Source organism: Acidicapsa dinghuensis, assembly GCF_025685685.1.
In the GTDB taxonomy this organism is placed as follows: Bacteria; Acidobacteriota; Terriglobia; order Terriglobales; family Acidobacteriaceae; genus Acidicapsa; species Acidicapsa dinghuensis.
The window spans coordinates 821355-838857 of record NZ_JAGSYH010000001.1; the positions used below are offsets into that span (position 1 = coordinate 821355).

The window sequence follows — 17503 nt, forward strand, 5'->3', positions numbered from 1 at the left end:
TCTTAGACGTGCCGGACCGTCATACGTACTGGGCGATAGGCAGGCTCTCTGCCGGAACAATGCTCCGTGATGACGGGCGCCATGGCGACAGACGTCTTTGCATCCGCCAGCGTCCCGTGTATGCTAACGCCTAATCCGGCTCCATTTCAGACATCTCCATGACGGACGATTCAACCAACCCGGCGCAACGGCGAGTTGTTGGCACTCCTCAAATTCGCAAAGAGGGTGCGGAAAAGGTACTGGGGCGAGCCAAATACGTAGACGACATTGAATTTCCGGGCATGTGGCACGGAGCCACCGTGCGCAGCACAATCCCGCGAGGCCGGATCCTCGCCATTCATTTCGACGAATCCGTTCCCTGGCACGAATTCGTAATCGTCACCGCTGCCGATATCCCCGGCAACAATCACATTCAGATGATCGCCGCCGATCAGCCTTGCCTCGCCGATGGGGCTGTCAATCACTGCGACGAGCCGATACTGCTCATCGCTCATCCCGACAAGCGCCTGCTGCCACAGGCTGTTGCCTCAGTCCGCATTGACTACGAAGAGTTGCCGGCTGTCCTCTCCATCGAAGAGAGCGAATCAAAGCGTGAAATTATCTGGGGCGCGGACACCTCAACACCCAATGTCTTCAAGGAGTTTGTCCTTCAGAAAGGCAATGTAGACGAGGCGTGGTCAAGCGCAGCCTGCATCGTCGAAGGCGAATATAGCACCGGCGCACAGGAACACCTTTATATCGAAAACAACGGCATGATTGCCGACTACAGCGATGACGGTGGCATCACCGTCTGGGGATCGTTGCAATGCCCTTTCTATGTCCACAAGTCGCTCATGGCCGTCTTTAACCTGCCCGAAGACAAGGTCCGCGTTATCCAGACCGAAACTGGAGGAGCTTTCGGAGGCAAGGAAGATTACCCCTCCATCATCGCTTCTCACGCCGCGCTGCTCGCGCTCAAAGCACGCCGTCCCATCAAGATGATCTATGACCGCATGGAGGATTTAGCAGCAACCACCAAGCGCCATCCTTCCCGCACGCGGCACCGTACAGCGGTGGATAAGGATGGCAAACTTCTCGCAATGGAGATCGAGATTGCCACCGATGGCGGCGCGTATTCCACGCTTTCCTCGACCGTCCTTTCCCGTGCCACACTACATGCAACCGGGCCTTATGTCTGCCCGAACATTCGTATCCGTTCACGTGCCTGGGCCACCAACACCGTTCCCTACGGGGCTTTCCGCGGCTTTGGCGCACCGCAAACGATCTTCGCTATCGAGCGGCACATGGAGCACATCGCTCTAGCCGTTGGAATGGACCCCGTAGAACTGCGCCGCCGCAATTTTCTGCATGATGGCGATACGACCGCGACGCAGCAGATCATGCGCGAGCCTGTCATCCTCGACCAGTTGCTGGATCGCGCACTAGCCGTCAGCGACTTCTACGCCAAGCGCGAACGCTACGCGCGTGAAAATGCCACCAACCCCGTCAAATGCGGCATCGGTATCGCTGCCTTCTATCATGGCTCGGGATTTACTGGCTCAGGAGAACGCAGGCTAAATTCTCTAGCTGGCGTTGATGTAACGCTGCAAGGCAAAGTTCGCGTCCTCGTCTCCAGCACAGAGTTCGGCCAGGGTACTAACACCATCCTCGCGCAGATCGCAGCCGAAGCACTTGGCATCAGCTATGACGATGTTGAGATGGCTCCCTCCGACACCCACCTCATTCCAAACAGTGGACCCACCGTTGCATCACGCACCTCGATGGTCGTAGGCCATCTCATTCAGCGCAGTGGCCGGCAGCTTATTCAGACGCTCAAAGAAGCGGCCAATCTTTCTGACAATTACACTCGTCACGACTTCTTTGCGGCCTGCGAACTGCTACGAGCACGCGATGGCGAAGTCAAATCGCTCAGTCGCTATGAAGCGCCTCCTAACATCTACTGGAACGACGACACCTACACCGGTGAGGCATATCCGGCATTTGCATGGGCTGTTTACGTAGCCGAGGTCGCGGTTGATACCATCACTTACTCAGCCGAGGTCATCGATTTCCATACAGTTCAGGAAGTTGGCACCGTCCTCAATCCAACGCTTGCTGCAGGACAGATCGAAGGAGGCGTTGCCCAGGGAATTGGTTACGCGCTCTACGAAAAGGTCCAGTTGAAAAACGGTCACATGTTCAATAACCAGATGACCAACTACATCATGCCCACGGCACAGGATGTTCCGCCCATCCATGTTTACTTTGAGCAGATCCCCTTTGCTTATGGAGCCTTCGGCGCGAAAGGCATCGGCGAGCTTCCGCATGACGGTCCTGCCCCGGCAATTCTCAACGCCATCCAGAACGCGACCGGCGAAAGCTTCTCTGCCATCCCTCTGCTACCGGAGGATATTTTCCTGCGTTTCGCATCCTACGGACTTGATCCGGAAAACATAACTGCATGAGCGATTGTCGAATCCAACTCACGATCAACGGTCAGCAGACATCAGTCGAAGCTCCTCCGATGAAGCGTCTGCTTGATGTCCTTCGCGAAGACCTCGATCTTACCGGCACGAAAGAAGGCTGCGGTGAAGGCGAATGCGGCTCCTGCTCTGTTCGCATGAACGGTGAGCTGGTCAATAGCTGCATGGTTCCCATCCTTCAGGCTCACGGCGCGCATATCGAAACAGTAGAAAGCCTTGCCATCGACGCGGAACTGCATCCTCTGCAAAAAGCTTTTCTCGAATGCGGCGGAGCGCAATGCGGCATCTGCACGCCGGGCATGCTGATGGCTGCAACCCACCTGATCGCCCACAATCCAAATCCCTCGCTTGAACAAATTCGCGAAGGCCTTGCAGGAAACCTGTGCCGATGCACAGGCTTCATCAAGATATTCGACTCCGTCATTACCGCAGCCGCCATGGAAGGATCGCGCACCCATGCGCGGTAATCCCGCGACCCATGAGCTGGTCGCCCCCGAAAGCCTCAGCGATGTGCTCGCTCACTTGGCGGCCGAACCCGGTTTATGGACGCCGATCTCCGGCGGCACTGAGCTCATGGTGGCATTCGCAGCAGGCCGCCTGAACACCCCGAAGCTCATCAGCCTATGGGGCCTTAGCGAACTCAGTTTTATTCGCGTTACCGACAAAGAGCTTTCCATCGGAGGCGGCGTCACCTTCGCACAACTCCGCCGTCACCCTGCCGTTGCCTCGGACTTTCCGCTTCTGGCGAAAGCAGCCAGTTGGATCGGCTCCATCGCCAATCAAAGCCGCGCCACGATCGCCGGCAACATCGTCAACGGATCGCCCGCTGCCGATGCCCCACCAGCGCTCCTGGTCTACGATGCGGAGATTGAACTGATCTCTTCCAGCGGCACCCGACGGCTTCCCTACGCCAACTTCCATCTCGGCTACAAACAGTCGGTCCTTAAGCCAGATGAACTCGTTCTGGCACTGCATCTGCCGCGCCGCTTCGCACAGCATCGCCAATATCTCCGTAAGGTCGGCACCCGCCGCGCCATGGCCATCACCAAGGTTGCGCTGGCCGCGTCAGCCCTCATCGACAATGACATCATCGAGGATATTCGCCTCGCAGGAGCAAGCGTAGCTGACAGGCCGGTCCGCCTGCTGGAAACCGAAGCCGCACTGCGCGGAAAGCCACTCACATCGCTCGATACGGCAGGGCTATGCAAGGTCCTTTGTGGCGAAATCAAGCCCATCGATGACATTCGATCTACCGCCGCGTATCGTAGGCAAGTCGCCGCCAACATGCTCTGTGAATTCCTTCAACCCGTCACAAACGTATGCCAACAGCAGCCAGACCCGAGTCCAATCCTCCAGGATTGGAACGCACTCCGTGAGCCGGAAGCAATCCGCTTGCTCACCCACTGCTGCGCATCCAATCGCTGGGCCCATTCCATGCTATCGATGCGTCCTTTCGCAAAGGAAGCCGATCTTTACCATGCAGCCGATGAAGTTTGGTCAACAATGCGTGAACAAGATTGGCTGGAAGCCTTTGCTGCTCATCCGCGCATTGGCGAGCGCAAAGCCGCTGTAGCGTCCCTGCAATCCGCAGCATGGTCTCAACAGGAGCAATCTTCCGTCGATCTTGCCCAGGCCAGCATCCTCTCCGAGCTGGCCGTCGGCAATGCGCTATATGAGCAGCAATTCGGTTTCATCTATATCGTCTGCGCTACCGAGAAATCCTCCGAAGAGATGCTTGCGATCCTGACACGACGCCTCGGCAACACTCGCGAAGAAGAACTGCGCGAAGCAGCCGAGCAGCAGCGGCAGATTACACAGATTCGCCTGCACAAGTGGCTCATGGGAGAATCCAAAGCATGAGCGCCATCACAACCCACGTTCTCGATGCCGTACTCGGCAAACCAGCAGAAGGCATCAGCGTTCACCTCGAAAAGCATCTTGACCAGCGCTGGACGGCCATCGGCGAAGGGCATACTGACCGGGATGGACGCTGTCGCGACCTTTGCCTCGACTCAGGCGACGGCATATACCGGATAACATTCGCCGTTGAAGCATACTTCTCACGTCACTCTCGTACCAGCATCTACCCGGAAATCGCCATCACATTTCGCGTCGATGGCTCACAGCACTATCACATACCCGTTTTATTAAGCGACAACAGCTACACCACCTACCGAGGCAGTTGAAACATTTTAGAGGGAGCGCATGGCAAGACTCGGAGAAAACCGTTACGGCAAAGCGCGCGTTCGCGTCATGAAAGTTGTCCGTCACGCAACCCACCACGCAATGAAAGAGTGGGACGTGCTCGTTCTTCTTCACGGCGACTTCGATAGCTGCTTCACCACTGGCGATAACAGCAAGATCCTTCCGACAGACACGATGAAGAACACCGTGTACTATCTAGCCCGTGAATCAAAGTCCGAAACACTCGAGCACTTCGCAATCGAGCTGGCCGAATACATCATTGCGAACAATCCACAAGTATTGAAAGTCAGCACCGAGGTAGCGGAAAAGAACTGGAAGCAGGTAATCGTAGACGGCGCGTCCCATGCAACTACCTACCAGCTCGCCGGCCCGGAACTACACACCACGCAAGTTACCCTCGAACGCGGAAGTAAGCCGGAAATCCACTCCGGCATCGATGGCCTCGTTATCCTCAAGACTACAAAATCAGCCTTCACCGGCTACATCAAAGACAAGCTGACCACGCTGCCTGAAAGCACAGACCGCATCTTCGGCACGCGCGCCACTGCCACCTGGAAATACAGCGAACCACCCGCTGACTACGCCGCCTCACGCGAAGCAGCCATCGCAACCCTGCTCAAGGTCTTTGCCGAACACGACAGCCTCAGCGTGCAGCACACACTCTTCGACATTGGCAAAGCCATGTTGGCCGCGGTGCCGCAGATGGAGAGCGTCACGCTGGCGATGCCCAATCTGCACTGCCTGCTCGTGGATTTGAATCGCTTTGGCCAGGACAATCCGAATCAGATCTTCGTGCCCACCGATGAACCCCATGGCTACATCGAGGCAACCATCGAACGGTAACGACCGACTTGTCTTTCGAGCACATCAGATTGACGACTCATTTTTCTCGCCTGCATGCGGCGTTCTCGTTTCGACAATATCGACAGAAATCAGTTGACTGCAGAAACAACAAAGCCCGCCCCGGGGAGAGTGGAGCGAGCTTTGCGCCGTGCAAAACCTTTAGGCCTATCTTGAACGAAGGGATCGTATCGCAGCCGGTAAACGCGCCTCAATCAAACGCGCACGCTGCGCCGCCATGTCACCAAGATAGGTTGTCGCAGGCGTAGTCATCAATACAAGAGCAAACGCAATCAGAGAGAAGCCCAATCCTGCAAACGCAGCCGAAACCAGCATCTGGTAAACGGAAATCTTCTCCAGATGAAGAATGTTGAACGCCACATTCTCCATATACTTCACACGCTGCAAAACAGCCAACGCAAACAAAAACGAAATCATGGAGAGCGCAGTCAGGACAGCCAACGTCGCATCGAGCGTCCGATGAAATTTTTGACGAGCCCGGCAGTGAGAACACTCTTCCAGATGCTGTTCATAATCCCTGCGCATCTCGGGCGCAATGCTCGAGATATCATAGCGCCAGCTACCCAGAATGGCTCCAACTACCCGGTCTGTGCATTTGGATCGTGCCATAGTGATTAGACTCGCTTTGCCGCAGCTTTGGTTCTGTTTTTTAGCATTGACTACACTTCAGCTACACGATTCCGGAAATCAGCAAGGGAAGTCCTGTCTAAAATCCCGGCCCCTGTATATCTGACTATTGTAACTCATCGGAGTTACGAACTGTGCAACCAAAGTTGCACCGTAATCAGTGCAGGCACTTAAAAGGTAAACGGAATAAACAGCTCTAATTTGACGCAAATAGCGTCGCAACGCCCTCAAAAGCAGAGTGGGGATAGCGGCTCAGACTGATCGGCCAGTATTAGTCGGTTGCCCAATAGGCTTGGTTTAGATGCGAGCGCCCGCTCTGCGGCAATCCTGGCAAGGTCTGGATGGTTATTGTTCTCAGAAAGATGCGCCAATACTACATAGGTAGCTGCCCCGTCGTAACTTTTCTCGAGAAAATCTGCCGTTGCATCGTTCGACAGATGCCCGACCCGCGAAAGCACCCTCTGCTTTACCGACCATGGATACGGCCCATCTCGCAACATCTCAAGATCGTGATTCGACTCCAGCATCAGCAAGTCGCAACGCCGCAACTGCACCTCAACATTGGGAGGAATGTATCCAAGATCAGTCGCAACGGCCAATCGTACCCCCTCAGCTGTGAACACAAAGCCCACCGGGTCGGCCGCATCATGCGGAATCGTAAACGGGCTGATCGAAAGATCTCCGATCATGAATACTTCACCTGCCCGAAAATACGCAACAGAGGGCAATTGCGCTAAATCAGCGCGAGAATTCTGTATTGACTCTTTTGCGGAATTCTCTTCAACGGCAGATTCGCGGGCATCTTTTTCGCAATCTCCGCCAGCCGCCTCTTGCGTGGTGCGCTCCGCATCAGCCTTCACCTGCTTATACTGCCGCAACCATTCCGCATAAGAAATACGCCGCTGAGGCTGCACCTGGCGGACCCACGCACGATGCGTGGCTTCGGTAAAGTAAACCGGAATACCAAGTTTCCGGGCCGTAACGCTAAGCCCCTGCACATGGTCCTGATGCTCATGCGTAATCAGTACGGCATCGAGAGTCCGCGGATCTTCGCCCGCGAGCTGCATCCGGCGAAACAACTCCCGGCAGCTCAACCCGGCATCCACCAGCACACGCGTCGTCGAACTGGAAACAATACAGCTGTTCCCCCGCGAACCGGACGCGAGCACCGTGAAACGGACCATCTTTAGAGAATAGCCCAAACGGGAAGCATCAACATGTGGAGAATACGACCGGAAGAACTGAGGGAATCCTCAAGAGTAACGGTAAAATCCTCGCCCCGACTTGCGTCCCAACCAACCCGCGTCCACCATCCGCACCAGCAGCGGACACGGCCGATATTTCGGATCGCCGAGCCCATCATGCAGCACCCGCAATATATCGACGCAAACGTCCAGGCCAATAAAATCAGCCAGTGTCAGCGGCCCCATTGGATGCGCCATTCCCAGCTTAAAAACCTCATCCACGGCTTCGGCGGTCGCTACCCCCTCCATCACCGTATAGGCCGCCTCGTTAATCAGCGGCATCAAAACACGGTTCGAAACAAAACCGGGTGAATCGTTGACTTCAACAGGTGTTTTTCCCAGGCGCATCGCTAAATCGCGCACTGTTTCAAACGTCTCCTGCTCCGTCGCCATCCCCCGAATCACTTCCACCAGCGCCATCACCGGCACAGGGTTGAAAAAGTGCATTCCGATCACACGCTCGGCTCGTTTCGTCTGAGCCGCAAGCTTGGTAATAGAAATGGAGCTGGTATTAGTAGCCAGAATCGCTTCCGGCCGCAAAATCCCGTCGAGAGCTCGAAAAAGTTCTGCCTTCAGTTCAAACCGCTCGCTAGCCGCTTCCACGGCAAAATCCGCAGTTCCCAGAGCCGTCAACTCGGTCGTCGTCGTAATCCGGCGCACCGCTTCATCTGCGGCCTGCTCGGTCAGCTTCGCCTTCGCAACTTCGCGTCCAAGGTTCGCACGAATGCGCTCGACTGCCGCATCCAGACGCCCTTGCTCGATGTCGCATAACAAGACGTCGAATCCACTGCGGGCAAAAACATGAGCGATACCGCTTCCCATCGTTCCCGCGCCAATGACTGCAACTTTCTCGATTGGCATTTAGAGCAGTTCTCCTTCTACTGTGCACTCTCGAAAGATCGCGAAAGGCGATTTTTCTTGAGGAAAAACCGCGAGAAATTCTGTGGATTCGGTGTACATCTGAAGGAGAACCGCTCTAGTCGGCACGCACCAGCAGGCAGGTTATGTTGTCATTACCGCCAGCCTTGTTAGCTGCTTGTATCAATACACGGCACCGGTCTTCAAGAGCGCCCTCGTCTTCACCGGCAGGTAAATCGGCAAGAATCGATTCAATCCGTGCATCCGGTAATTCTCTCGTCAATCCATCCGAACACAGCAGAAACAAATCCCCCGGCTCAACCGCAACCTCGATCACATCCGCCCGTACCGTAGGCTGCGTTCCCAAAGCACGAGTGATGATATTGCGAAACGGCGAACGGGCAGCCTCGGCAGGCGTCAACCGCCCCAGCCGGATCTGTTCTTCCACAAAGGAATGATCCTGCGTCTTGAGCTCCAAATGTCCCTTGCGGAATAGATAACAACGGCTGTCACCCACATAGAAGAGCCAAGCGCGGGAATCCTCCTCGCTCATCGACGTCAGCAGTCCCACCAGCGTGGTCCCCATACCGCTCAAACGCTGATTCCGTCGCGAGCGCGAGTGAATCGCCTCATTCGCAGCAGCCACAGCGTCCTCGGCGATACAGGATACAGAAGATCCGCGATTCGCTCCATCAGCTGAATTCTCTGATTTAGCCCGGCGGCACTCTTCCACTCGCCGTAGAACCTCTTCCACTGCCAAAGAGCTTGCTACTTCGCCTGCCGCGGCGCCACCCATGCCATCGCAAACCAGGTAGATACCATGCTCTGCCGAATAACCGAAGGCATCTTCATTGGAGGCGCGTTTGCGGCCACGGTCCGTTAATGCAGTAGCTGTATAGTGAAAAACCGCAGTAGCCAAGAGGCTCTCCCGGCAATCAGTGTACAACGGGATATTAACAATTGATCGCCCGATAGTGACCACGATCTGTAACGCAGGTCACGGTTTGGCCGCCGGCTGAGCGGTACTGGAAACCTCCGGCATCGCTGGCGCAGGCGGCAGATTGTAGATCTGAATCGACCCCGCATTCAGCACCGCAAGCCTGTTTCCGGAGGGCGACAGCGCGAAGTTCCCTCCCCCATCCAGCACAGGACTAGCTGGCACAATGATGACCGGCTTCCCCGTCGCCAGATCAAAAACCTGTATCATCTGCCCTCGAATATCACTTGCGTCCAACGGATTATAAATACCCACAGGATGGTTGACAGCGAGAGTTGCGCGAGCGAGCCGCAATCCGCCGTCGGAATCGCGTAACTGGGGCCATACAAGGTTTGGAGGCGTCGTCACGGTCCATAATCGCCCCTGGTCCTTATCCGCACCCCGCCTCAGCAAACTCAACTGGCGTTCCCCCGAAGCCAGACACCCCGACGCAACCACCACATTCGGAGCGGGAACATCGAGCGGAGGATCGCAGATCGATTGCACCCACCCTAGATTTCGGGTTTGGCCGGAAAAATACTCATACGCAATCATCCATCGATCGCCATCTCCCCGTAATGCCTCGTAATAACCCTCACCATCCACCGGCAGATGAACGACTCCATTGACCTGGCTGTAGAGCCGCACCTTTCCGGTTTTCGCATCCAGTATCCGCACAAGATCACGCATTCCGCCGTTCGTGCGCTGTGCCGCTGCCCCTCCTCCGTGCGTCACCACCGAGGCAGCCGCTGAGAGCGGAAGATCTTCAGCAGCGACGGAGACACCATTCGCAGCCTGCTCCTGCCGGGCTGGTATAGGCTCCGTAGTATCTGCCACAAGCCAGTTCTGCTCGGGATCAAGTTCAATGTGATTGACCTCCCCTGGGAAGCGGAGATACGGCGCCAGATGCAGCGAGGAATCGCCGACTTCGAGTGAATCGCGGTCACGCAATATGAATCGGCCGTTCCGCAGCTTCCACAGATACCGGGCGTGATCGTGCAGAGTCCAGAGTGTCTCTGCGTTTATCTTTCCGTCTGGAATCGATAGCACAACTGCATGAATATGCCGCTCAGCCTCGTTGTTCGAAGCTGCGGTTTGGCCTCTCGCAATAAGTCCTGGCACACGAAAGGTAAAGAGCAGGCTGTTCTCATCCAGAAAATCCAATGAAACCTGCGCATACCGGTCGCCGATATAAAACGGCGCAGGCGGCGCAAATCCCAGTGGCCCCACCGGAATCTCCGCATCGGGTTTCCGTTCATTTGGATTGGCTGCGGACCGCTGGTGCTTTTGCTTCTTTTGTTTCTGCTGAGCGGCATTTCCGCCGTTCACCAGGGCCATACTCCACGCCGTCGCGTTTGCCATATCCGCCGTCGGCGCGGTCTGTGGTTCGCATCGTACAGCTGGCAATGCAGCCGCTAACGTGAGCGCGCAGCCGACCTTAGATACATACTGCAATCCCAGCCCGCGCAAACGCTTCTCCATCGTTTTCCATTGTCTCGCATACATCCGTTGCTTGGCTGCCTGTTTCAGCACCGTATGCGACAGTGTAAATGTGACCTCTCCTACCACACGATCCAGATGGCTGGGATACACCGCGTGCGCCGCGGCCGGCTGCCTGTGGGGAACCGGTTTCTTCTTCGGCAAACTTGCCCTGCGCGAGATGAGCGTAGCGCACATGGTGCTGTACCGTTTCCTGTTTGCGTGTCTCGGAACGCTGCCCATGAGTTGGATCGCTCGCAGGGAGTTTCAGTCACATCAACGCGTGCGATGGACCGCCCGCGATCGCATCATCCTGCTCGTCTCCGCAATGCTCGGCATCCCCCTCCAGTTTCTGCTGCAGTTTGAAGGACTTGCCCATACCACCGTCAGTCACGCCTCGCTCATGGTCGGAACGCTTCCTGTCATGCTTGCCCTCGCCGCGACCCTCTTCACCAGCGAACGCATGGACAGCATAAGCTGGTTCGCTCTCTTCGGCTCGACCCTCGGCGCATCGCTGATTGTCCTCGGAGGCCGTAGCGCCTCCAATTCCGGTGGGCCCACCCTGCAGGGCGATTTGCTTGTCGTGATCTCGCTCACCATCTCCGTCGGCTGGATCTTGATGAACAAGAGCCTTATCGTCTCTCACGGTCCTATGGCAGTGACTGCTTACAGCATCCTCTCCGGAACCTTCATGCTCGTGGTCTGGGTCTTCGCCACCGACGGCCCACCCCCAATAACCGGAATAAGCCGTACAGCATGGATAGCTCTCGCCTGCAGCGGCGTACTTTGCACTGCCAGCACAACCCTGCTCTGGAACTGGGGCATACATCGTGTTCCTGCCTCGCGCGCCGGCGTCTTTCTCAATATCGAGCCCGCGCTCGGCTCCATCCTCGGCGTCAAGCTGCTCGGCGACCATCTGGGCCCGCTCGCCTGGCTCGGTGGCGCCCTCATCCTCGCCGCAGCCGTCACGATAACAGTTCGGAACCATGACTTTGACACCGAAGTACTATTGGAGTAACCACCCAGTTCGCGCTTTCCTATACGCAGCGGCGCAACTTTTGCCGATATTTGCGCTTATAGAGTTAGGAAGGTTGGAAGGTTCACAATGGCTGCCCTCATTTGGAATCACGATTGCACGGTTGGCATCCGGTCCATCGACGATCAGCATGGAATTTTGCTGGATGCACTCAACGAATTACGCACTGCGCTGCTCATGGACGCAGACTCACAGACCATTCGCCCCATGCTCAAGCGTGTCAGCGAACTGATGCGCATGCATGGCGAAAGCGAAGACCGCCTGCTGGCTCAATACGGATTCCCCGATCTCGCCTCACACCGAGTCGACCACCAGCGCCTGCTCAACCGCCTCGTTCAATTCGACACGCGATTCGAGCAGCGCCAGCGCGCCGCGGCTTATGAGCTCGTCGAGTACCTCCGCAAATGGTTCACCACTCATACCGGAATCTCAGGCAAGAAATACGGCCCGTGGCTCCAGCAGTGCGGCGTTCAGTAACTCGTAATTTTTACTTCTCAGGATTCGAAGGACAACTGGGGAGAAACATACAGGTTTCCATAACTCCGCGTCTCTCCGGTCAGGTCATAGATAAGTCGCTCCAGCACCAGCCTCTTATCTGGCGGCGACGACCTCAGCTCCAGATCCGCTCGCGCAATCAGCCGCAATGCCCGTGTCAGGTCACGCCTGCTCTTATACCGTCGGGCCTGCCGGATAAGATCATCTGCGGCAAACGGCGGCATCCGGAACCCCTGCCAAAGCGCCTGCCAGATCGCCCGCGAATCACGTACATTCTTCTCCAGAATCACCAGCATCTGCCGGAACGTCCGCGCCAGCATGTACAAATGCCCGATTGCGGCATCTTCTCCGGCATCGGAGCTGTTCAACAATCCATGCAGTAACGCCAACGCTCTCGGCCGATCCTTCGCGCTGATCGCGTCGGTTAGTTCATACAGCGACCGCTGCTTCGCGCTAAGCACCATCGTTTCCACGTCGCCGAGCGTAATGCGCCCGCGACCATAACTGAAAAGCAGCAGCTTCTCCAGCTCCGAAGCGATCAGCATCATGTCCGATCCCAGCGCATCCACCAGTTCTCGCGCTGCGTCGGGATCGACCTTCGTCTCCTGCGCCAGCGCTGTTATCGTTACCCAGCGCATCGCATCCGTGTCCTCCACGCGGGCCAGTTCCACCATCGTGCAGTGGTCACCAAGCGTCTCGCGGATACGCTCGAACTTATTCTTGTCCTCCATGTCCATCCGTCTTGGATCGGCAGGAATGCGCAGATGATCCGCAACAAACAGCAGGAGCGCCTGTGGGTTCGGTGAGCGGAAATACCTGTCGATCTCCGCAAACTCATCTTTCTTCGCACCGCGCGTGTAAAGCTGCTTCAGGTTGCGAATAAAAACTACCTGAAACGGAGCCATCAATGAAGGAGTACGTGCGCGATCCAGAATCTCGAAGATCGAGTGCTGCGCCAGATCCATATCGGAAAGACAGAACTCACGCAGATCGTCCGGCACAAATGCCTTCAGAACTGCCCTCCGGCAGCGCTCGTAGAGAAATGTTTCATCGCCAAGCAAAACGTAGCCGGACTTCAGCGCCGAGTCGCTCCGCGCTGCCGCCTCGATCTCGCCCTCGAAACGGTCCGTGGCGGCAAAACCGACACCGGCACGTTGCGTGCTCAAGACAGAGCCTCCCGCCAATTGGCAACCGAACCCATCCGGTTCAGGATACCGTGCCTTAACCTGCTGCAAATGTGGATATTTGGGTAGGAATTGTGAATGCTACCCTTGCAGATCGCCGTTAAAACTGTCAGAAGCTCTCTAGCACATCGGCAACAAGCTGACGGGCGAAGTCCCGCGAAAGCCTCTCCACAGCAGCGGGACTCTCATCGAAAAAGGTCGGCAGATCGGTAGTCGCCTGATATTGCTGCCGAAAAACATAGTTATCGTTTCGATACAACACTCGCCCATCCCGCGCCTTGAGCGTCACCGCTGCAACGATCGTCACCAGAAAACTCGACGACTGCTGCGTCTGCGAGTTGTATGTAAGGGGCGCGACCGTCTGCGTCAGGATCGTTCCGTGCAGCGTCGCGTCAGCATTCGCATCACCATCAGGACTCACCCGCAACCGTGTCCGCGTCGCGAACTCGCGCACCACGGCATCGGTCATCGCGACTTCAGTATGGTTCGAATTCGTCCGTGTCGCAAACACTGGCACAGCTAGAGTTCGCGTATCAGGTGGCAAATGCGTCGCCGAACCTACCGTATGGTATCCGCAACCGGCCGTTACCAGCAGACAAATGCCGACGGCATTGACGAGGAAAACATCAGACAATCGGCGAACCGCTGGCAAAATCATGATCTTCTTCAGTGTACTTAAACCCACGCCGCAACGAGCCTTCCCAAGCTCTCTTGCGGAAGCGTAAGACCATCCGCACGATTTGCAAAATACCGCTCGTTCAAATCGATCGAATCCACTTGCTCAATCTTCTGAAATCCCGCCGTCTTCAGTTCGTTTTCCATCTGTTCACCGGCAAAAAACAGCTTGAAGGGCTCCCCCGCCCGCGCCACTCTCTCCGCAAGAGCTTCATGCGCTTTCCGTAGAGCAGGACTCAATTCTGTAGCTGTCAATGCATAATCAAATGCAATGCCGCTGCCCTCCGGCAAGCCGGCAACATAATCCAGCGTGGTGCGAAACGCCTTCAGCGTCAGGTATGGCACAACGCCAAGCCAGCCGAAGAACGCAGGACTGTTTACGTCGAATGCCTCTGCCGCCAATCCTTCGGCCAGAGTGTGATGCTCAAAGTCCAGAGCTACATACGTCACGTTATCCGGCTCAGGAATTCCGGCAAGATCCAGCTTGCGCCTCTTCCATAACTGCGTCGCCGGAAAATCCACCTCAAACACACGAACCTCGGGGAATGGATTGCGGTATGCAAAGGTATCCAGCCCCGCTCCTAACAGCACATATTGCCGCACACCCGCTTCAACAGCCCGCGCCAGACAATCCTCCGCAAACCGGCTGCGCGCCGCCATGAACGCACGAAATGCTCGCGAAAAAGGATGCCGCTGACGCTCCTCATCCAGAACAAAATCCGAGCCAAGAATGCGCACAGCGATGGGATCAACCAGCACAGGTGGTTGGTCCAATACCTGGTGAACGGCTCTGCGATTGGCTACTCCGAGTGCGGTCCTGCTAGGCCGGCCCATTTCCATATTTTCAGTGTAAGCGTCGCGACCACAGATGCCGGGCGCTAGCATGGAACCATGAATTGGGTTCTCTGGTCTTTGCTTTCAGCCATCTTCGCTGCCGCCACGGCAATCCTCGCCAAGATTGGGGTAGCGCACATCGACTCCAATCTCGCCACAGCAATCCGCACGACGGTGGTGGTCGTGTTCGCGTGGACCATCGCGATTGCCCTTGGCAAACATGGCGAAATCCGTCAGGTAGACAATCAGGCCTGGCTCTTTCTTACCCTGTCCGGATTGGCCACCGGACTCTCCTGGCTTTGCTATTTCCGCGCACTCCAATTAGGCCCCGCATCGCGCGTTGCCCCGATCGACAAGCTCAGCGTCGTGCTCGTGATAATCTTTGCCGCAATCTTTCTGAAAGAAAAAATCTCCCCTCTAGCAATCGCCGGAGGATTCATGATCGCTGCAGGGGCAGTGGCGATGGTCTTTGCGTAAAGTGAAAGGCCATCCCCCTCAGGGATGGCCTCGTGATTCAAGTTCAACGATCGATCTATGCCGGTGAGGGTGAGCCTTCAGGGAATCCCGGCCCACCGCGTCCCGATTCAGGCTTCAACACTTGCTGTATCCCACCCCCCTGATCGGTCGGCGAAGCAAGCGAAGAGCGTACCGAAGGAAGTTCCTTGCCTTCAATCAGCAGGCGGACTTCTTCCGCATCGATCGTCTCTCGCTCCAGCAGAGCGTTTGCGATTCGGTGCATCGCATCCTTATGCGTATCCACCAGCGTATATGCCGACTGATACGCCTCGTCGATCAACCTGCGCACTTCCTGGTCGATCTGCCGTGCTGTCTCTTCCGAGAAGTCGCGATGCTGCGCGATCTCACGGCCGAGGAATATCTGCTCTTCCTTCTTGCCAAAAGTAAGCGGACCAAGCCGGCTCATGCCGTATTCGCAGACCATCCGCCGCGCAAGATCGGTCGCGTTCTCAATATCGCTACCGGCCCCCGTAGACATCTGCCCGAGGAAAATCTCCTCCGCCACGCGCCCACCATAGGCAGTCGCAAGCCGGGTTTCGAGATATTCGCGAGTGTAATTGTGCCGGTCGCCAGGCAAATAGACCGTGACGCCCAGAGCCATGCCGCGCGGAATGATCGTCACCTTGTGAATCGGATCGGTGTGATCGCGCAGCACTGACACCAGCGCATGTCCAGCCTCGTGGTAAGCCGTAACCCGCTTTTCCTCATCGGTCAGTAGCATCGACTTGCGCTCGGCGCCCATCAGAACCTTGTCCTTGGCGATCTCGAGGTCGTACATCGTGACCTGCTTCCGGTTCACGCGAGCAGCATTCAGTGCAGCCTCATTGACCATATTGGCCAGATCTGCGCCGCTGAAGCCGGGTGTTCCACGTGCCAGAACATTCAGGTTCACGTCTTCAGCCACCGGAACCTTCTTCACGTGCACGCGCAGCACTTCCTCGCGTCCGCGCACATCGGGAAGACCAACCACCACCCGGCGATCGAAGCGTCCAGGACGCAGCAGCGCCGGATCGAGCACATCGGGCCGGTTCGTAGCAGCTACCAGAATCACGCCGTCGTTGGACTCAAAACCATCCATCTCGACCAGCAACTGATTAAGCGTCTGCTCACGCTCGTCGTGACCACCGCCGAGACCCGCTCCGCGATGCCGTCCGACCGCATCAATTTCGTCGATGAAGATAATGCAGGGCGCGTTTTTCTTGCCCTGTTCAAACAGATCGCGTACGCGGCTTGCGCCTACGCCGACAAACATTTCAACAAAGTCGGAACCTGAGATAGAGAAGAACGGAACGTTAGCCTCACCGGCCACAGCCCGCGCAAGCAGAGTTTTACCCGTTCCCGGAGGTCCAACAAGCAGCACGCCCTTCGGAATCCGTCCGCCCAGCTTCTGGAACCGCTGCGGCTCGCGCAGATACTCGATGATCTCTTTCAGCTCTTCCTTCGCTTCATCTACCCCGGCAACGTCCTTGAACGTGACCTTCTTCTGCTGCATCGAGAGCAGGCGCGCCCGGCTCTTACCGAACGACATCGCTTTGTTTCCACCCGACTGCATCTGGCGCATGATGAAGAACCAGATACCCAGGATCAGCACCAGCGGCCCGATCTGAATCAGGATCGGCCAAAGCATGTTGCCCTGCGCGTCCTTGATCGTCACCTGAACCTTAGCCTGGTTCAGCAAGTCGTACATGTTCGGATAGTTTGCAGGGACTTCCGTATGGAATCCGGTAAGTTCCTTGCCGTCGCCCTTCAGGTGTCCATGCACTTCCATGCTCTGCACGGTGACATCATTGACCTGACCTTGCTGCACTCGTTCAAGGAAGGTTGAGAAGGGAATTTCCTGTTCCTTGCCTCCCATCACCGCGCTCTTCTGCACTACTCCGAACAGCAGCACCAGGCAGATGACGATAAAAGCCCAGAACATGATTGTCTTGACGGTCGAATTCACCAGTACTCCTTTGCGCGGCTGGGAGGAAATGCATGGGGAGCTACCCAACCGCCTCGCTAACCATTAGACGAACTATCGCAGGCGAAAGAATCAGAAACTGATCTTG

17 protein-coding genes are annotated in these 17503 nt (G+C 56.4%); 8 read left to right on the forward strand and 9 right to left on the reverse strand.

The annotated features are described in order from the left end of the window. The first annotated feature begins 158 nt into the window (after positions 1-158). From OHL22_RS03190 to pucL, 5 genes are read left to right on the forward strand one after another with little or no spacing between them, the layout of a single operon-like run. Positions 159-2444: a xanthine dehydrogenase family protein molybdopterin-binding subunit gene (locus OHL22_RS03190; protein WP_263333109.1), complete on the forward strand. Its 2286-nt coding sequence runs from the start codon at positions 159-161 to the stop codon at positions 2442-2444. Then, positions 2441-2929: a (2Fe-2S)-binding protein gene (locus tag OHL22_RS03195; protein WP_263333111.1), complete on the forward strand. Its 489-nt coding sequence runs from the start codon at positions 2441-2443 to the stop codon at positions 2927-2929. Before OHL22_RS03190 ends, OHL22_RS03195 begins: the two co-directional genes overlap by 4 nt. After that, on the forward strand, positions 2919-4322 hold the full coding sequence (gene uraD / locus OHL22_RS03200; protein ID WP_263333113.1) for a 2-oxo-4-hydroxy-4-carboxy-5-ureidoimidazoline decarboxylase: 1404 nt from the start codon (positions 2919-2921) through the stop codon (positions 4320-4322). The genes OHL22_RS03195 and uraD overlap by 11 nt, the downstream gene beginning before the upstream one ends. Then, entirely contained in the window at positions 4319-4648 is a 330-nt protein-coding gene (uraH, locus tag OHL22_RS03205) for a hydroxyisourate hydrolase (protein WP_263333116.1), read from the forward strand. Before uraD ends, uraH begins: the two co-directional genes overlap by 4 nt. A 19-nt stretch (positions 4649-4667) precedes the next feature. Further along, positions 4668-5510, forward strand: coding sequence for a factor-independent urate hydroxylase (gene pucL / locus OHL22_RS03210; RefSeq protein ID WP_263333119.1), 843 nt, complete (start codon positions 4668-4670; stop codon positions 5508-5510). A 165-nt stretch (positions 5511-5675) separates the two neighbouring features. Here pucL and OHL22_RS03215 read toward each other — a convergent pair whose 3' ends face one another. The 5 genes from OHL22_RS03215 to OHL22_RS03235 all read right to left on the reverse strand — a co-directional run bounded on the left by OHL22_RS03215 (position 5676) and on the right by OHL22_RS03235 (position 10715). Further along, positions 5676-6137 (reverse strand): hypothetical protein, encoded by a 462-nt coding sequence (locus OHL22_RS03215; protein WP_263333121.1) that lies wholly within the window; start codon positions 6135-6137, stop codon positions 5676-5678. A 245-nt stretch (positions 6138-6382) separates the two neighbouring features. Then, positions 6383-7339, reverse strand: coding sequence for an MBL fold metallo-hydrolase (locus tag OHL22_RS03220; RefSeq protein WP_263333123.1), 957 nt, complete (start codon positions 7337-7339; stop codon positions 6383-6385). Between the two features lie 69 nt (positions 7340-7408). Further along, positions 7409-8260 (reverse strand): 3-hydroxybutyryl-CoA dehydrogenase, encoded by an 852-nt coding sequence (locus OHL22_RS03225; RefSeq protein ID WP_263333124.1) that lies wholly within the window; start codon positions 8258-8260, stop codon positions 7409-7411. A gap of 115 nt (positions 8261-8375) precedes the next feature. Then, a complete protein-coding gene (locus OHL22_RS03230; protein WP_263333126.1) occupies positions 8376-9176 on the reverse strand; it encodes a protein phosphatase 2C domain-containing protein in 801 nt (266 codons plus the stop codon). A 78-nt stretch (positions 9177-9254) separates the two neighbouring features. Continuing rightward, positions 9255-10715 (reverse strand): hypothetical protein, encoded by a 1461-nt coding sequence (locus tag OHL22_RS03235; RefSeq protein WP_263333128.1) that lies wholly within the window; start codon positions 10713-10715, stop codon positions 9255-9257. Between the two features lie 70 nt (positions 10716-10785). Here OHL22_RS03235 and OHL22_RS03240 point away from each other — a divergent pair, with 70 nt between their 5' ends. Further along, positions 10786-11730, forward strand: a complete 945-nt coding sequence (locus OHL22_RS03240; protein WP_263333130.1) for a DMT family transporter — start codon at positions 10786-10788, stop codon at positions 11728-11730. 87 nt (positions 11731-11817) lie between these two features. Then, positions 11818-12225: a bacteriohemerythrin gene (locus OHL22_RS03245; RefSeq protein ID WP_263333131.1), complete on the forward strand. Its 408-nt coding sequence runs from the start codon at positions 11818-11820 to the stop codon at positions 12223-12225. Between the two features lie 17 nt (positions 12226-12242). On the opposite strand, the gene holA is transcribed toward OHL22_RS03245, so the two are convergent. The 3 genes from holA to OHL22_RS03260 form a co-directional block, all read right to left on the reverse strand. Then, positions 12243-13409 (reverse strand): DNA polymerase III subunit delta, encoded by a 1167-nt coding sequence (gene holA / locus OHL22_RS03250; RefSeq protein WP_263333133.1) that lies wholly within the window; start codon positions 13407-13409, stop codon positions 12243-12245. 127 nt (positions 13410-13536) lie between these two features. Continuing rightward, a complete protein-coding gene (lptE, locus tag OHL22_RS03255) occupies positions 13537-14085 on the reverse strand; it encodes an LPS assembly lipoprotein LptE (RefSeq protein ID WP_263333135.1) in 549 nt (182 codons plus the stop codon). A gap of 17 nt (positions 14086-14102) precedes the next feature. After that, the gene (locus OHL22_RS03260) at positions 14103-14936 is read right to left on the reverse strand and encodes a class I SAM-dependent methyltransferase (RefSeq protein ID WP_263333138.1); all 834 of its coding nucleotides are present in this window, start codon (positions 14934-14936) and stop codon (positions 14103-14105) included. A gap of 57 nt (positions 14937-14993) precedes the next feature. Here OHL22_RS03260 and OHL22_RS03265 point away from each other — a divergent pair, with 57 nt between their 5' ends. Next, positions 14994-15413, forward strand: a complete 420-nt coding sequence (locus tag OHL22_RS03265; protein WP_263333140.1) for an EamA family transporter — start codon at positions 14994-14996, stop codon at positions 15411-15413. 55 nt (positions 15414-15468) lie between these two features. Here the strand turns inward: OHL22_RS03265 and ftsH are convergent, their stop codons facing one another. Further along, positions 15469-17397, reverse strand: coding sequence for an ATP-dependent zinc metalloprotease FtsH (gene ftsH / locus OHL22_RS03270; protein ID WP_263333142.1), 1929 nt, complete (start codon positions 17395-17397; stop codon positions 15469-15471). Positions 17398-17503: the final 106 nt, after the last annotated feature.

Coding starts and splice junctions, on each gene's coding strand:
- OHL22_RS03195 (WP_263333111.1), top strand. CDS start 2,441: ATGAGCGATTGTCGAATCCAACTCACGATCAACGGTCAGCAGACATCA.
- OHL22_RS03260 (WP_263333138.1), bottom strand. CDS start 14,936: ATGGGCCGGCCTAGCAGGACCGCACTCGGAGTAGCCAATCGCAGAGCC.
- OHL22_RS03190 (WP_263333109.1), top strand. CDS start 159: ATGACGGACGATTCAACCAACCCGGCGCAACGGCGAGTTGTTGGCACT.
- uraH (WP_263333116.1), top strand. CDS start 4,319: ATGAGCGCCATCACAACCCACGTTCTCGATGCCGTACTCGGCAAACCA.
- lptE (WP_263333135.1), bottom strand. CDS start 14,085: ATGATTTTGCCAGCGGTTCGCCGATTGTCTGATGTTTTCCTCGTCAAT.
- OHL22_RS03225 (WP_263333124.1), bottom strand. CDS start 8,260: ATGCCAATCGAGAAAGTTGCAGTCATTGGCGCGGGAACGATGGGAAGC.
- uraD (WP_263333113.1), top strand. CDS start 2,919: ATGCGCGGTAATCCCGCGACCCATGAGCTGGTCGCCCCCGAAAGCCTC.
- OHL22_RS03215 (WP_263333121.1), bottom strand. CDS start 6,137: ATGGCACGATCCAAATGCACAGACCGGGTAGTTGGAGCCATTCTGGGT.
- OHL22_RS03245 (WP_263333131.1), top strand. CDS start 11,818: ATGGCTGCCCTCATTTGGAATCACGATTGCACGGTTGGCATCCGGTCC.
- OHL22_RS03265 (WP_263333140.1), top strand. CDS start 14,994: ATGAATTGGGTTCTCTGGTCTTTGCTTTCAGCCATCTTCGCTGCCGCC.
- OHL22_RS03220 (WP_263333123.1), bottom strand. CDS start 7,339: ATGGTCCGTTTCACGGTGCTCGCGTCCGGTTCGCGGGGGAACAGCTGT.
- OHL22_RS03235 (WP_263333128.1), bottom strand. CDS start 10,715: ATGGAGAAGCGTTTGCGCGGGCTGGGATTGCAGTATGTATCTAAGGTC.
- pucL (WP_263333119.1), top strand. CDS start 4,668: ATGGCAAGACTCGGAGAAAACCGTTACGGCAAAGCGCGCGTTCGCGTC.